Origin of the sequence: Mycobacterium sp. ITM-2016-00317 (assembly GCF_002968295.1) — a bacterium.
Taxonomy (GTDB): domain Bacteria; phylum Actinomycetota; class Actinomycetes; order Mycobacteriales; family Mycobacteriaceae; genus Mycobacterium.
Window position 1 is genome coordinate 2,513,839 of the sequence record NZ_CP134399.1, and the last position, 15,767, is coordinate 2,529,605.

Annotated in this window: 11 protein-coding genes and 1 pseudogene; 5 read left to right on the forward strand and 7 right to left on the reverse strand. The window is 68.9% G+C overall.

All coding sequences use genetic code 11. The features are described from left to right. Window positions 1-5: 5 nt before the first annotated feature. Window positions 6-1,271, reverse strand: a complete 1,266-nt coding sequence (urtA, locus tag C6A87_RS12070; protein ID WP_311117431.1) for an urea ABC transporter substrate-binding protein — start codon at window positions 1,269-1,271, stop codon at window positions 6-8. 266 nt (window positions 1,272-1,537) lie between these two features. Here urtA and C6A87_RS12075 point away from each other — a divergent pair, with 266 nt between their 5' ends. Continuing rightward, on the forward strand, window positions 1,538-1,963 hold the full coding sequence (locus tag C6A87_RS12075; RefSeq protein WP_311117432.1) for a hypothetical protein: 426 nt from the start codon (window positions 1,538-1,540) through the stop codon (window positions 1,961-1,963). Between the two features lies 1 nt (window position 1,964). Here the strand turns inward: C6A87_RS12075 and helR are convergent, their stop codons facing one another. Next, a complete protein-coding gene (gene helR / locus C6A87_RS12080) occupies window positions 1,965-4,157 on the reverse strand; it encodes an RNA polymerase recycling motor ATPase HelR (protein ID WP_396837048.1) in 2,193 nt (730 codons plus the stop codon). 104 nt (window positions 4,158-4,261) lie between these two features. Between helR and C6A87_RS12085 the strand changes: the two genes are divergently transcribed. Next, complete coding sequence (locus tag C6A87_RS12085) at window positions 4,262-5,287, forward strand: Rv2578c family radical SAM protein (protein ID WP_311117433.1); 1,026 nt, start codon at window positions 4,262-4,264, stop codon at window positions 5,285-5,287. Between the two features lie 27 nt (window positions 5,288-5,314). Here C6A87_RS12085 and C6A87_RS12090 read toward each other — a convergent pair whose 3' ends face one another. After that, on the reverse strand, window positions 5,315-5,779 hold the full coding sequence (locus tag C6A87_RS12090) for a MarR family winged helix-turn-helix transcriptional regulator (protein WP_311117434.1): 465 nt from the start codon (window positions 5,777-5,779) through the stop codon (window positions 5,315-5,317). A 73-nt stretch (window positions 5,780-5,852) separates the two neighbouring features. Here C6A87_RS12090 and C6A87_RS12095 point away from each other — a divergent pair. After that, window positions 5,853-7,114 (forward strand): annotated as a pseudogene (locus tag C6A87_RS12095) (multidrug effflux MFS transporter). Here C6A87_RS12095 and C6A87_RS12100 read toward each other — a convergent pair. After that, window positions 7,077-7,667, reverse strand: a complete 591-nt coding sequence (locus C6A87_RS12100; RefSeq protein ID WP_311117435.1) for a TetR/AcrR family transcriptional regulator — start codon at window positions 7,665-7,667, stop codon at window positions 7,077-7,079. The pseudogene C6A87_RS12095 and the gene C6A87_RS12100 sit on opposite strands and share 38 nt — an antisense overlap. An 81-nt stretch (window positions 7,668-7,748) precedes the next feature. Here C6A87_RS12100 and C6A87_RS12105 point away from each other — a divergent pair, with 81 nt between their 5' ends. Beyond that, window positions 7,749-9,881, forward strand: coding sequence for a hydantoinase/oxoprolinase family protein (locus C6A87_RS12105; protein WP_311117436.1), 2,133 nt, complete (start codon window positions 7,749-7,751; stop codon window positions 9,879-9,881). 3 nt (window positions 9,882-9,884) lie between these two features. Beyond that, window positions 9,885-12,047, forward strand: a complete 2,163-nt coding sequence (locus C6A87_RS12110; protein WP_311117437.1) for a hydantoinase B/oxoprolinase family protein — start codon at window positions 9,885-9,887, stop codon at window positions 12,045-12,047. 3 nt (window positions 12,048-12,050) lie between these two features. Here C6A87_RS12110 and C6A87_RS12115 read toward each other — a convergent pair whose 3' ends face one another. From C6A87_RS12115 to C6A87_RS12125, 3 genes are read right to left on the reverse strand one after another with little or no spacing between them, the layout of a single operon-like run. Continuing rightward, window positions 12,051-13,334 carry an acyl-CoA dehydrogenase family protein gene (locus tag C6A87_RS12115; protein WP_311117438.1) on the reverse strand — a complete coding sequence of 428 codons (1,284 nt, stop codon included), beginning with the start codon at window positions 13,332-13,334 and terminating at the stop codon, window positions 12,051-12,053. Then, entirely contained in the window at window positions 13,331-14,464 is a 1,134-nt protein-coding gene (locus C6A87_RS12120) for an acyl-CoA dehydrogenase family protein (protein WP_311117439.1), read from the reverse strand. Before C6A87_RS12120 ends, C6A87_RS12115 begins: the two co-directional genes overlap by 4 nt. A gap of 30 nt (window positions 14,465-14,494) precedes the next feature. Further along, entirely contained in the window at window positions 14,495-15,724 is a 1,230-nt protein-coding gene (locus C6A87_RS12125; RefSeq protein ID WP_311117440.1) for an amidohydrolase family protein, read from the reverse strand. Between the last annotated feature and the right edge of the window lie 43 nt (window positions 15,725-15,767).

Here is a 15,767-nt window from a genome sequence, read left to right on the forward strand (position 1 = left end):
GTGGATCAGCCGGACAGTCCGGCGGCCCACGGGTAGGACTTGAGGAACGGGTCGGGCTCGATCGGGGCCGGCGACTCCCACACCGTGTAGATCAGACCGTCGGGCCGGATCTCACCGATGCGGGCGGTCTTGGTGATGTGGTGGTTCTCGCCGTCGATGGTGACCAGGCCCTCGGGTGCGTCGAAGGTCACTCCGTCGGCGTTGTCCTGGATCGCCTTGACGTCGAAGGACTGCGCCTTCTCGACGGTGTTCTTCCACAGGTAGACCGACGCGTAGGCGGCCTCCATCGGGTCCGAGGTGGGCTTGTCGGCGCCGAACTTGGCCTTGTACGCCTCGACGAACGCGTTGTTGGCCGGGGTGTCGATGGTCTGGTAGTAGTCCCACGCGGTGAGCTGGCCGGTGATGTTCTGCACACCGATGCCGCCGACCTCTTCCTCGGCGATCGACACCGAGACCACCGGCATGTCCTGCGGGGTGAGGCCGACGTTCTTGTACTCACGGAAGAACGCGACGTTGGAGTCGCCGTTGAGCGTGTTGAACACCGCGTCGGCGCCCGCGGAGCGCACCTTGTTGATGATCGTGGAGAAGTCGGTCGAGCCCAGCGGGGTGTAGTCCTCGCCCTTGATCTCGATGCCGTTGGCCTCCGCGTAGGCCTTGATGATCCGGTTGGCGGTCTGCGGGAAGACGTAGTCGCTGCCGACGAGGTAGAGCGACTTGACGCCCTTCTCCTTGAGGTAGTCGAGAGCGGGCACGATCTGCTGATTCGTGGTCGCGCCGGTGTAGAAGATGTTGGGGGAGGACTCCAGGCCCTCGTACTGGACGGGGTAGTAGAGCAGCGAGTTCGCGCTCTCGAACACCGGCAGCATGGCCTTGCGGCTCGACGAGGTCCAGCCACCGAACACCGCCGCGACGCAGTCGCTGCTGATCAGCTTCTCGGCCTTCTCGGCGAACACGGTCGGCTCGGACGCGCCGTCCTCGCCGACCAGCTGGATCTGCTTGCCCAGCACACCGCCGGAGGCGTTGATCTGTTCGACGGCCAGATCGATCGCGTTGCGGACGGTGACCTCCGAGATCGCCATGGTGCCCGACAGCGAGTTCAAGGCGCCGACCTTGATGCTCGAACCGGACGTGTCCACGCACGACTCCGCATTTGCTGAGTCGGTGTCGGTCGCCTTGCTGCCGCAACCGGCCAGCAGCATGCTCGCGACTGCCACGACGCTTCCTGCAGTCAGCGCGGATCGTCTCACACGGTGGCGTCGGAGTGGGTTCATGAACGGCCTTTCTGGCAGTCGGCAGCGTTCATCCGCAGATGAGGCGCCGAGGTGGTGTACTTCAGAACGCTTCAGAAACCGAAGTGGTGACACCATCCCGGTGTCGAATCCGGACGTTAGAGCGCCCGTGTTTCTTCTAAATGTCTGCGTGTGACGGGCAGGTTAACCTGTCGGCACCCACTGTCTCTGGTTTGCCATCGCTACGCGCCCGGGTCACAAGACTGCCGCCGGGTAACGATCCGGTACCGTCCGGCGATGTGACCAACATGCGAACAGCAACAACCAAGCTAGGAGCGGCGGTCGGCGCGGCAGCACTGGTGGCCGCCACAGGATTGGTCGGCGCGGCGACCGCGAGCGCCCAGGAAGGGCACCAGGTCCGTTACACGCTCACCTCGGCCGGCGCCTACGAGTTCGACCTGTTCTATCTGACGGCGCAGCCGCCGAGCATGCAGGCGTTCAACGCCGACGCGTATGCGTTCGCCAAGCGGGAGAAGGTCAACCTCGCCCCAGGTGTGCCGTGGGTCTTCGAGACCACGCTGGCCGACCCGAACTGGGCGATCCTGCAGGTGAGCAGCACCACCCGCGGCGGGCAGGCCGCCCCGAACGCGCACTGCGACATCGCCGTCGACGGTCAGGTGCTCACCCAGCACGACGACCCCTACAACGTGCGGTGCCAGCTCGGTCAGTGGTGAGTCACCTCGCCGCCAGTCCGGCCAGCGCCGGCGGTAGCGGCTCGCGGTGCAGCACCCCGAGGCGCTGGGTCGCGCGGGTCAGCGCGACGTAGAGGTCGGCGGCCCCGCGCGGGCCCTCGGCGAGGATCCGCTCCGGGTGGACCACCAGCACGGCGTCGAACTCCAGACCCTTGGTCTGTGTGGGCGCCACCGTGCCCGGAACACCGGGCGGACCGATCACCACGCAGGTGCCGTCCCGGCCCGCCTCCTCGCGCACGAAATCCTCGATGGCACCGGCGAGTTCGTCGTCGGTGACCTGCCGTGACCACGGCTCGACGCCGGTGGCGCGCACCGATTCCGGCGGGGTGGCCGCGGGGGCGAACTCGGCGAGCACCGACGCGGCGACGGCCATGATCTCGGCGGGGGTGCGGTAGTTGACCGTCAGCGTCCGGTACACCCACCGGTCCGGCACGTACCGCTTGAGCACCGCGTCCCACGACGTGGCCCCTGCGGGTGAGCGGCGTTGCGCGAGATCGCCGACCATCGTGAACGACCGGCTCGGGCAGCGGCGCATCAACACCCGCCAGTCCATCTCGGAGAGTTCCTGGGCCTCGTCGACCACGACGTGCCCGTAAGTCCAATCCCGGTCCGCGGCAGCACGTTCGGCGAGATCCCGGCTGTCGCGCTCGAGGAAGCGTTCGGCCAGTTCCTCGGCGTCGATGACATCGCGGGCCAGCAGCAGGTCCTCGTCGTCCATCAGGTCCTCGCGGTCGACCATCAGGTCGAGCACGCCCGCGGCGTAGGCGGCTTCCTCCCGCCGTTCCTTCTTGGCCGCCTCCTCGGCGGATTTGTCCCGGCCCAGCAGGTCGACGAGCTCGTCGAGCAGCGGCACGTCCGACACCGTCCACGCGTCACCGTCGGCCCGGTACAGCACGGGGTCCGCCCCGGCGGCGCGCAGCCGCTCCTTCGACGAATACAGCTCGGACAGAAGCTTTTCCGGAGTCAGCACCGGCCAGAGCTGGTTCAGCGCCGCGGTGAACGCGGCGTTGTCCTCGAGCTCGTCGAGCAGGTCGGCCCGCAGGTGTTCCCAGGCGGCCTTGTCGGCACGGGTCAGCCAGCCTCGGCCGATCTTGGCGATCGCCCGTTCGGTCAGTGCCCAGGTGACGACGTCGACGAACACCGCACGCGCGTCGTTGTGCGGCTGGTCGGCAGCACGTGCCTCCTGGATCGCCCACTGGGCGATCTCGGCGTCGATGCGCACCGACACGTCGGACAGGTCGATCGGGATGGGCTGCTCGGGGACGCGCTGACGGTCGGCGACCGCCGCGGCGAGCACGTCGAGCATCGCCAGGGAGCCCTTGACCTTGGCTGCCGCGGGGTGGTCCTCGGCGCCGACGTGCAGACCGGGCACGAGGTCGCCGGTGGTCAGGAACACCACGTTGGTCTCGCCCAGCGACGGCAGCACGCGCCCGATGTGGCGCAGGAACGCGTTGTTCGGCCCGACCACGAGGACGCCGTGGCTCTCCATCCGCTTGCGCTGGGTGTAGAGCAGATAGGCGACGCGGTGCAGCGCCACCACGGTCTTGCCGGTGCCCGGCCCGCCCTCGATGACCAGCACGCCGGGATGGTCGAGCCGGATGATCGCATCCTGTTCGGCCTGGATGGTGGCGACGATGTCGCGCATGCCGTCGCCCCGGGGCGCGTTGACCGCCGCGAGCAGCGCCACGTCGCTGGAGGTGCCCGGCTGTTCCCCGGCGTCCTCGTCCAGCGGCGTGCCGAACACCTCGTCGGTGAAGTCGAGCAGGCGGCGGCCCAGGCTGTGGAACTGCCTGCGTCTGCGCATCTCCTCCGGGTGGGCGCCGGTGGCGGTGTAGAACGCCCGGGCCGCGGGTGCGCGCCAGTCCAGCAGCAGTGGTTCGTGGTCGTCGTCGAGAACGCCGATCCGGCCGATGTAGAGACGTTCGCCCGCGGCGCTGTCCAGCCTGCCGAAGCAGAGCCCGTGGTCGGCGACGTTGAGCCGGTCCATCTGCGCGGCCGTGGCACGCACCTCGGCATCCCGGGACACCAGGGTGGCGCCGTTCTGCTTGTCGACGGGGCTGCGCAGCGCGGCGGCGTATCTGTCCTTGACCCGCGCCCGCTCGGCGTCCAGCCGGGAGTACAGCCCGTCCACGTACTCGCGTTCGGACTGCAGTTCGGCCTGGTAGTGAGTTGACATGTGCCCCTTCGAGATCTGCGCTGAGCCTGCGATTGTCCGCCATCGCCCCGGCCTTGCCAAGCGAGCCTGCTTGACACTCTATCGAACGTGTGTTCGCATGGGGTATGCGCTGGGCAGGTCAAGGTATCGCCGTCGACGACGGAGCGCTGCCCGGTCTGCAGCGCATGGGTCTGGTCCGCAGCGTGCGTACCCCGCAGTTCGACGGAATCACCTTTCACGAGGTGCTGTGCAAATCGGCGCTGAACCGGGTTCCCGAAGGCGCGGCGCATCTGCCGTTCCGGTTCACCGTCAACGGCTACCGCGGTTGCTCGCACGCGTGCCGTTACTGCTTCGCCCGCCCGACGCACGAGTATCTGGACTTCGACAGCGGCCGGGACTTCGACACCCAGGTGGTCGTCAAGACCAATGTCGCCGAGGTGCTGCGCCGCGAACTGAGCCGGCCGTCGTGGACCCGCGAAACCGTCGCGCTGGGCACGAATACGGACCCCTACCAGCGCGCCGAGGGGCGGTACTCCCTGATGCCCGGCATCATCGGCGCGCTCACCGATTCTGGGACGCCGTTCTCGATCCTGACCAAGGGCACGCTGCTGCGCCGGGACCTGCCGCTGCTCACCGATGCCGCGCAGCGGGTGGACGTCAGCGTCGCGGTGTCACTGGCGGTGGGTGACCCCGGCCTGCACGCGCTGATCGAGCCCGGCACGCCGACGCCCGAGGCGCGGCTCGGGCTGATCTCGGCGATCCGGGCGGCGGGCCTGCGCTGCCACGTGATGGTGGCGCCGGTGCTGCCGCGGCTGACCGATTCCGACGAGCATCTCGACGACCTGCTCGGACGTATCGCGGCCGCGGGCGCGTCCAGTGCCACGGTGTTCGGCCTGCACCTGCGGGGCACCACGCGGGGCTGGTTCATGGACTGGCTGGCGCGCACCTATCCCGACCTGGTCGGTGAGTACCGGCGGCTGTACCGGCGCGGCGCCTACCTGCCTGCCGAGTACCGGGCGGACCTGGCGCGACGGGCCGCGCCACTGATGGCGAAGCACGGTCTGGTCAGCGGATCGCGGATGAGCGCGCCCGCGCCCCCGCCTGCTGTCGCGGCGGTCTCCGTGCCGGCGATGCAGCCCACATTGTTTTAGAACCGCCACGTTTAGCACCGCCACGTTCTAGAGCCGCCACGCCGCGGTGCCGACCTGTTCGGCCAGGGCTCGCAGCGCCGGCAGCGCGCGGCGCAGGGCGTCGGCCTGCTCGGCGGGCAGACTCGCCAGCGCCGCCGATACGGTCGCGGTGATCGACGCCTCGATCTGCTCACGTTCCTTCAGTGCCCGCGGGGTGGGCGCCAGCAAGGTGACGCGCCGGTCGTGGGCGGCGGGTCGTTTCTCGACGAGCCCGCGGTCGTGCAGGGCGCGCACCGCGGCGCTGACGTTGCTGGGCTGCATGGCCAGTGACTGGGCGACCTCGGACATGGCGCGGCCCGGCTGGTCCATCACTGCGCGCAGTACCGCCAATTCGGAGGCGGGCAGCGGCTCGACGCCGGCCTGGGCCGGGCCGAACCGTGCGATGCGCCAGGACAGGTCGTGCAGCGTCAGGGCCAGCTCGCGCAGCCGGCTCCCGTCGAGCATGTCGGCCATCTCACACTCCAATAGTTATGAATAAATATGTATTATAGAATAACTAATCTCCAGATTCGAGGATCTTCCGGCATTGCGCACCCCCGCCCCGGCGACCACGCCACCCACCGTCCCTCCCATCCTGGTGCTCGCCCTGTTGACCGCGGTGACACCCTTCTCGATCGACATGTACATGTCGGCATTCCCCGCCATCGCGGTCGAGTTCGGCACCTCGGCGTCGATGGTGCAGTTCACCCTGACCACGTTCCTGATCGGCCTGGCCGCCGGTCAGCTGTTCATCGGTCAGCTCTCCGACCGGCTCGGCCGACGCGGGCCCCTGCTGGTCGGCATCGTCGCGTGTCTGCTGGCCAGCGTGGCGTGTGCGCTGAGCCCGTCGATCGAGGTGCTGATCGCGCTGCGGTTCGTGCAGGGATTCGCCGGCGCGGCGGGGGTGGTGGTGGCCCGCGCGATCATCGCCGACCGCTCCCAGGGTGCGCAGGCCGCACAGCTGTACTCGGTGATGATGGTGATCGGCGTGCTGGCCCCGATCGTCGCGCCGGTCCTCGGCGGCCAGGTGGTCGTCGCGCTCGGCTGGCGGGCGGTGTTCGTGGTGCTGGCCGCCTGAACCTGCTCATGCTGCTGGGCGCCTACTTCATGGCCGGGGAATCCCTGCCCGCCCACCAGCGGCGCCCGGCGGGCCTGAAAGCCTTTGGCCGCAGTGTGGTTTCGGTGCTGTCGAACCGCCGGTTCATGGGCTACACGCTGACCCTGGGCTGCACGTCGGCGGCGATGTTCTCCTACATCTCGGCGTCGCCGTTCGTGCTGCAGAACATCCTCGGCATGTCCCCGCGCACCTACTCGCTGACCTTCGGCGCGTGCTCGCTGGGCGTCGCCGCATCCGGTGTGCTGTCGGCGCGGCTGGTCCGCAGGGTCGCGCCCCGCACACTGCTGTCCGGCGGTGTCTGCGCGATGATCGTCATCACGCTGCTGCAGCTGGTCAACGTCACCGCCGGGGGAGTGCTGCCCTGGGCGACGATCGCGCTGATGGCCTGTTTCATGGGCACGCTGGGCTTCATCTACGCCAATGCCACGACGCTGGCGATCGGCGAAGTGCGCAGTGCCGCCGGAACCGGTTCCGCGCTCATCGGATTCCTGCAGTACGGCCTCGGCGCCGCCGCCTCCCCGCTGGTCGGGCTGGCGGGTCAGTACAGCGCGGTGCCGATGGGCATCGTGATGTTCGGCGCCGCGGTGGCCGCCGCGGTGATGCTGTTCGGCGTGGCGCGCGGCCACAGTGCGTCCGAGGAGTCCGAGCCGGCGGTCATCCCTGTGCCAGCAGGTGACACCACGAGTCGGTGAGGGTCTGCAGGACCACCTGCCGGTCGGCCTCCCAGCCTCGGCTGAAGAACCGCCGCGATACGTATTCGAACTGACCGAACGCCAGAGCGCTTCGCACCCAACGGCTCTCGGGGTCAAAGCGGCCGGCGCGGTCCAGGCCGGACTCGATCGCGGCGATCGTGCCGTCGAACCAGCTCGAGATGGTCGCCGCCACCTCGGGTTCGCTGGCTTCGGCCTGGTGGGCCACCAGTAGATAGGGGCCGACCCTGGTCCACTGGTCGAACTTGTGGTCCAGCCACTTGCGCACCAGCTCGCGGTCGCCGGAGGCCACGACGGCGGCCAGCGGCGGATCGTCGTCGGCGGTCAGGATCTCGTCCACCTCGGCCAGCAGCTCCTTGATCAGCGCCGCCTTCGACCCGAAATGCAGATAGAAGGTGGTCCGGGTGGTCCCGGCTGCCGCCGCGATGTCGTCGATCGTCGTTGCGGGGTAGCCCTTTTCGCTGATCAAGGCCAGACCCGTGTCGAGCAGCAGGCGACGTGTCTGTTGCTTCTGGGCATCGCGCAGGGTGGCCACGTGACCGACCTTACATGGGGAAAACTCACGATACACGCTGTAAACTGAAATTACTCCCGATCAAGTTAGTGAGGCCTATCCATGGCATCTGCCTGCCGTTACTCCGTCGGCATCGACATCGGCGGGACGTTCACCGACGCCGTCCTGCTCGACGAGTCGGGCACCGCGCGGCTGCTGAAAACGCCCACCACGCCGCACGATCCGTCCGAAGGGGTGAACAACGCGCTGGCGCTGGCCGAACAGGAATTGGGCCTGCAGCCCGGCTCGATCCTGTCCCAGGTCGAGTTCTTCGGGCTGGGCACCACCGTGGCCACCAACGCGCTGATCGAGCGCAAGGGTGTCCCCACCGGCATCATCACCACCAAGGGGTTCGGCGACGCGATCCTGATGCAGCGCGCCCACGGCCACTGGATCGGCCGCGAGCTGCACGAGATCATGCACGACTCGCAGCGCCGGGTGGCCGAACCGGTCGTCCCGCGGCCGCTGATCCGCGAGGTCACCGAACGCATCGACCACCGCGGCGAGGTGCTCGTCCGGCTCGACGAACAGGAGGTCCGCATCCAGGTGCAGGCGCTGCTCGACGACGGCGTGCGCGCGATCGCGGTGTGCCTGCTGTGGTCGTTCCGCAACCCGGCCCACGAGCAGCGCGTGGCCGCGATCATCCGCGAGATGGCTCCCGAGGTGTACCTGAGCATCTCCAGCGAGCTCGCCCCGGTGCTCGGTGAGTACGAGCGCACCGCCACCACCGCGCTGAACGCGTACCTCGGCCCCGCGGTGCGCGACTACATGACCAAGCTCGACGGCTCTCTGCGCGACCGCGGCCTGAAAGGTTCGCTGCGCATCCTGGACTCCGGCGGCGGGGTGATCACCCCGGAGCGCTGCGGCGAGACCGCGGTCTCGGTGCTGACGTCGGGTCCCGCGGGCGGGGTGCTGGCCAGTGCCCAGCTCGCCCGGCAGATCGGCACCCCGAACGTGCTGACCACCGACATGGGCGGCACCTCGTTCGACGTCGGCATGATCACCGACTACGAGCCCGTGGTGCAAACCTTCCAGGAGGTCAACGGCTACCGGGTGCTCAAGCCCGCCGTGCAGGTCACCGCGATCGGCGCGGGCGGCGGCTCCATCGCGCGCGTCGTCGGCGGCCAGCTCATGGTCGGCCCGACCAGCGCGGGCTCGCTGCCCGGGCCCGTCTGCTACCGACGCGGCGGCACCGAACCCACCGTCACCGACGCCGACGTGGTGCTCGGCATCATCGACCCCGCCTACTTCCTCGGCGGTTCCTTCGAGCTCGACCGCGAGGGTGCCGAACGCGCCGTGCACGACAAAATCGCGGCGCCGCTGGGAATCTCGGTGCAGGAGGCGGCCGCGGGCATCAAGGCCATCGCGGACCACCGGATGGCCGACCTGCTCGACACGCTGACCGTCGGCCACGGTCACGACCCCCGCGACTTCGTGGTGTTCGCCTACGGTGGCGCCGGCGGATCGCACTGCCACCGGTTCGGGGCCGAGCTGGGCGCGCAGTCGATCATCGTGCCCGCGACCGCGACCGTGCACTCGGCGTTCGGCGCGGTGATGAGCGATCTGCACGTCTCGGCCGAGATCTCCGACCCGATGCACTCGGCGAGCTGGCACGGGGCGGTGGACGCCTTCGATCCCGACCGTTTCAACCGGCATTTCGCCGAACTCGAGGCCGAGGTCGGCAAGGAGCTGCTCGAAGGCGGGGCGGCAGCCGACCGGATCACCGTCGCGCGCTTCGCCGAGGTGCGGTTCCGGATGCAGAGCAAGACCCTGAGCGTGCCGGTGGAGGCGGGCACGCTGGACTCGGATTCGATTGCGCGCCTGCTGTCGTCGTTCGAGACGCAGTTCGTCGACCTCTACGGCCGCGAGGCGCTGTTCCTGGGCGCCGGGGTGGAGATCGTGTCCTTGCGGGTGCAGGCCAAGGGGGCACTGGACAAGCCGCGGGTCACCCGTGTCGTCAGCGCCGGTGCCGGCGGTGGGCACATGCCGTCGTCGAGGCCGGTGTACCTGGGCCCCGAACACGGGCTGGTGAGCGCGGACGTGGCCCGCGGCACCGACCTGCGCCCGGGTGACCGGGTGCAGGGGCCGGCGGTGATCGAGCACCCCGGCACCACGATCTTCGTTGGGCCGGGGCAGAGCGCGGTCATCGACGACCTGGAGAACACCGTCATCAACAACGACCCGAAGGGGCACTGACCGATGGACCTGACCGTGGACCTCGTCACCTACGAGGTCATCCGCAACCGGCTCACCGCGATCGTCGCCCAGCAGTCCGCCGTGCTCAAGAACGTGTCCGGCTCACCGCTGGTGACCGAGGCCAACGACTGCAACACCGGGGTCTACCTGGCCTCCGGCGAAGTCGTTGCGATGGGGCCGCACAACCTCTTCCACTCGGGCTCGATGGAGACCGTGGTGGATCACATCATCGCCGACTGCACGGACACGATCGGCATCGGCGAGGGCGATGTGTTCATCACCAACGACCCGTACAAGGGCGCGCTGCACATGCCCGACATCACCATGCTCGAACCGGTGTTCTTCGACGGCGAGCGCATCGGGTGGGTCGGCACCTGCGCGCACGTGCTCGACATCGGCGGGATGACCCCGTCCAGCTGGTCGCCGACGGCACGCGAGATCTACCAGGAGGGCCTGGTTCTGCCGCCCACCAAGATCGTCGAGGCCGGCAAGACCCGTCAGGACGTGTGGAATCTGATCCTGGCCGCGTCCCGGCTGCCGGCCAACCTGGGCCTGGACCTCAAGGCGATGATCGCCGCGAACACCCACGCCAAGCAGGGCCTGCTGAAACTGGTGGAGCGCTACGGCGCCGACACGGTGCGCACGGTGATGACCACGATGCTGGACCGGTCCGAAAGCCTGGTCCGCGAACGGCTGGCCGGACTGCCGGACGCGGTGACCCGCGCGCGCAGCTACTTCGACCACAACGGCCATGAAAGCACTTTGGCCCGAGTCGAAGTGGAGCTGCGCAAAGAGGGCGACCGGCTGGTGTTCGACTACGGCCGGACCGCCGAGCAGCTGCCGGGGTTCTTCAACTGCACCATGTCGGGGCTGCGCGGCGGCGTGTTCTCCGCCATCCTGCCGCTGCTGGCCCACGACATCCCGTGGAACAGCGGCGTGATGCGTGTCATCGAGGTGTCCGCACCCGAGGGCACGATCGTCAACGCCCGGCACCCGGCTCCGTGCGGGGCGGCGACGGTCGGCGCCACCGCGATGGTGTGCAACACCGCAGGCGCCGCGGTGTCGAATCTGGTCAGCGTCGACGAGGCGCTGCGTGCGGAGGCCCGTGGCGGCACCACCGGCGCGTTGATGGTCTGTCACATCGCCGGTCGCAACCAGTACGGCGAACCCTTCGGCGGCGCGATGACCGAGGTGTTGGCCGGCGGCGGCGGCGCGAATGTGCGTGCCGACGGCGTGGATTACCGCGGGCCGCACGAGATCCTGACCGCCCAGTTCAACAACGTCGAGGGGGAGGAGTCGATCTTCCCGGTGCTCTACCTCGGCCGCTACGCCAACACCGACGGCGGGGGAGCCGGGCGCCACCACGGCGGTGTCTCGGTCGCGTCGACTTTCACACTGCACCAGACGGATTCGATGCACGCGGTGATGGCCGGCCACAGCATGTCGATGCCCTCGACCTACGGTGTGCACGGCGGTCTGCCCGGTTCGACGCATCAGGTCACGATCGTGCGCGGCTCCGACATCGCCGACCAGCTGGCCGACGGGCGGAATCCGGTCACCTCGGCCGGGCTGACCGGTCACCGTGAGGTGTTCACCGGTTCGCCCGGTGAACTGCAGTTCCACGCAGGCGACGTCGTCGACTGGAGCTTCCACGGCGGTGGCGGCTGGGGTGACCCGCTCGACGCCGAGCCGGCCGCGGTGCTGGCCGACGTGCGCGCCGGGCGCATCTCGGCCGAGGGCGCCGAGCGGTTCTACCGCGTCGTGCTCGCCGGGGACGCTGTCGACGTCGCGGCCACCGAGCGCAAGCGTCGGCAGACACGGGCCGAGCGGATGAGCTGGACGAGAGCGCCGGGTGCGCACTGTGTGCAGGCGCAGCTGCCCGAGAACACCACGAGGATCGGCGATCACCTGGTACTGGCCCGCGGACTGGACTCCGCGGTCTATGCGTGCGATTGCGGCACCGTGCTCGCCCCGGTCGCGCAGAGCTGGAAAAAGCAGGCGTGCCACGCGGAACTGACAGAGCAGGACCTCGGGGCCAAGGTGCGGCTGCACCCCGGCCTGCGCGCCGACGCGTACGCGTGCCCGGGCTGCGGCGCGCTGCTGGCCGTCGAGGTCCGCGCCCGGGCCGACGAGCCGCTGCGCGAGCTCGAGCTCGCCGCAGGCTGAGCGTCAGCTCTTGTTGCGCTTGACCTGGTTGAACGGAACTCCCTTGTCGGCGGCCAACTCCCGGGGGAAGCCGAGGATGCGCTCGCCGATGACATTGCGCGCCATCTCCGAGGAGCCCCCGCCGAGCGAGCCGGTCTGGCGGGACAGGTAGCGGATCCCGACGTCGAGCAGGCCGGTCAGTTCGGGGGCGTCGTCCGCGCCCTCGTCGATCACGCCTGCGGTGCCGGCGATCGCCAGCGCGGTGTCGACCTCGAGTTCGGTGGTCTCGGCGTGGAACAGCCGGATCAGCGTGCCGGCGTTCGGCGGCAGCGACCCGTCGGTGATGCTGCGGAAGACGTGGTCGATGAGCTGTTCCTTGACGATCCGGCGCACGAGCGCCTTGCCTGCGAGGTCCTGCATGCGGGGGTCGTCGCCCTGCCCGGTGGCCACGGCCAGCGCTACGTGGTCGGGTGGCATCTCGCTGGCGTTCTCGGCGGCGGTGCCGCTGGCGAACTCCGAGCCGCCGCCGACGGCGCGGCGCTCGTGGTGCAGCTGCCGGGTGGCGACCTCCCAACCCTTGTTCACCTCGCCGACCACGGCGTCGAGCCCGAGTTCCAGCCCGTCGAAGAATTCCTCGCAGAACTCCTCGTTGCCGTTGACCTCCTTGATGCGGCGCATGGTGATGCCGGGCGCGTTCAGCGGCACCAGGAACATCGTCAGGCCTTCGTGTTTGGGCACGGTCCAGTCGGTGCGGGCCAGCAGCAGCCCGTAGTCGGCGGCGAACGCGCTGGTGCTCCACGTCTTGGCGCCGTTGATGATCCACTTGTCGCCGTGGCGCTCGGCGCGGGTGATCACCCCGGCCAGGTCGGAGCCGCCGCTGGGCTCGGACAGCAACTGGCACAGGATCTCGTCACCGCGGATGGCCGCCGAGATGCGGTCGCGTTTCTGATCTTCGGTGCCCATGTCCAGGATCGTCGCCGCGCAGATCGTGAAGGTCGGCACGTTGAGGATCATCGGCATCTCGTAGGAGCGGCATTCGGCGTTGAACGCCCGCTGGTAGGCGTAGTCCAGGCCGAGACCGCCGTACTCACGCGGGAAGCAGATGCCCGCGAAACCGCCCTCGTGCAGACGCTTCTGCAGCTCCTTGGCGTGGTCCCAGGACGACTGCTCGGCACGCACCGAGAACGGCGGATGCTCGGGGTCGATGCGCGGCATGTTCTCGGCGAGCCAGGCGCGTGCGCGGGCGGCGAACTCGTCGACCGACTCGACGGTGCCGGTGGAACCTGCCGATGCCATGGTGTGGGTCATTTCGCCGCCTCCGTCGTGCTGCTCAGCGCGTACACCGCGCGATGGTGGTCCTCGGGCGAGCCGAACATCGCCCGGTAGAGCACAGCCCGGCGCAGGTACAGGTGCAGGTCATGCTCCCAGGTGACGCCGATGCCGCCGTGCAACTGCACGCAGTCCTGCAGCATCACCGGCGCACGTTCGGCCACATAGGCTTTGGCGACGCTGACGAGCAACTCCGCGTCGGGGGAGCGTTCGGCGACGGCGCGCACCGCCCCGGCGGTGGTGCCCCGCGCGGCCTCGAACCACATCTTCATGTCGGCGGCGCGGTGCTTGAGCGCCTGATAGGAGGCCAGCGGGCGGCCGAAGCTGTGCCGGTCGAACAACCACTGGTTGGTCATCGACAGCACGGAGTCGAGGATGCCGACGGTCTCGGCGCACTGCAGCACCAGCGCGATCTGCCGCTGGCGCTCGATGATCGCCGGCGTCTGCTCGGCGGTGCCCACCACCGCGGATTCGTCGACCTCGACGCCGTCGAAGCGCACCCGGGCGTACCGCTTGACCAGGTCCACCGACGTCTGCGGGATCACCGTGACGCCCGCGGCGTCGCTCGGCACCAGGAACTGGCGGACGGCGCCGTCGAGTTCGGCGGTCACCAGCAGCGCACCGCTGTCGGCGCCGGCCTCCACCCGGTCCTTCACCCCGTCGACGCGGTAACCGCCGTCGGTGCGGGTGGCTTTCGTCGTGGCCTGCAGCGGCGCGAACGGCCGTCGCGGTTCGTACACCGCCCACGACGCGACGAGTTCACCGGAGACCAGCGCCTCGATGGTCTCCTCGTGGCCGTCGGGAGCGTCGACCAGCCCGGACAGCACGATGCTGACCGGGTGCAGCGGGCCGGGCGCCACGGTGTGTCCGATCTGCTCGGCGACCATCGCCAGGTCGGCGACGCCGTCACCGGAGACGCTGCCGCCGCCGAGCTCTTCGGGCACCAGCAGGCTGGCCCAGCCCAGTTCGGCGGCGCGCTGCCACCATTCGGGCTGGAACGACACGTCGGAGGCGTGCAACCCGCGGACATGGGTCAGGGACGCCTGCTTCTCCAGGAAGGTCGAGGTGGTGGAGGCGAACAGCAGCTGTTCCGGATTGGCGGTTGTCATGAAATCAGTTCAGCCTCTTCGTAGTCGGTGTCACGCGAGGACGAGGGCGGGCACGTCGGGCGTGTGCACCACCTTGTTCTCGACCTTGAACAGATCGATCATGTTCTTGCCCATGACCTTTCGGACGCCCTCAGCGTCGAGGCCGTGCGCCTCGAGGTCGGACACCAGGTTCAGCGGATCGGCAAGACCCTCGGGATGCGGCCAGTCCGAACCGAAGATCACCCGGTCGGCGCCGCACAGGTCGGCCATCTTCTTGAAGTCGTCCTCCCAGAACGGGGCGACGTACACGCAGCGTTTGAACGCCTCGATCGGGTCCTCGGGGAACTCGTTCGGCATCTTCGCGAACACGTCTTTGAACTGGTAGAAGAGGTAAGGCACCCAGGACGCGCCGTTCTCGACAGACAGGACCCGCAGGTCCGGGTTGCGGGTGAAGGCGCCGTGGCAGACCAGCGCGGCCATGGTGTCCTCGATCGGGCGCTTGCCCATCGCCACCATCCGGAACGACGTCGGCTTGAACGGCAGGAACTCGTCGGCCGGTTCCCAGTCGTTGAGGTACTGCGCGTAGCCGCTGTCGGAGGCGTGCATCGCCACCGGGATGCCGGCCTTCACACACGCCTGCCAGAACGGGTCGAACTCCTCGGTGCCGAACGAGCGGGTGCCGCGGTAGCCGGGCACCGGGGCGGGCCGGACGAGCACGGTCTTGGCGCCGCGCTCCAGGCACCACTCGAGTTCCTCGAGGGCGCGGTCGACGATCGGCAGCGTGATGACCGGAGTGGAGAAGATCCGGTCCTCGTAGTTGAACTGCCAAGTCTCGTACATCCATTCGTTGAGCGCATGGATGATGTCGTGGATCAGTTCGGGATCGTCCTTGAGCCGCTCCTCGACCAGTGAGGCCAGCGTCGGGAACATCAGCGTGTAGTCCAGGCCGAGCCCGTCCATCACCTCCAGGCGCGCCGCGGGTTCACGGAAGGCCGGAATGGCCTTCATGGGTTTGCCCATCACCTCGCGGTAGCTCTTGCCGCCGCTGCCGTGCCGGAAGTAGTCCTCCTGGGCGCCCGGGCGCGCGACCACCTCGAAGGTCGGGTTGGGGATGTAGTCGCTGATGTGGTTGCGCACCATGATCTTGGTGCGGCCGTGCACGTCGATGTAGTCGATGACGCCCTTGCGCTTGTCCGGAAGGAACTTCGTCAGCGCTTCCTTGGGCTCATAGAAGTGGTTGTCGGCGTCGAACACCGGAAAGTCGAGGATGCGTGACGGCATGACATGGGCTCCTCACGGGACGTGTTTGCACTCAGCGGTAATG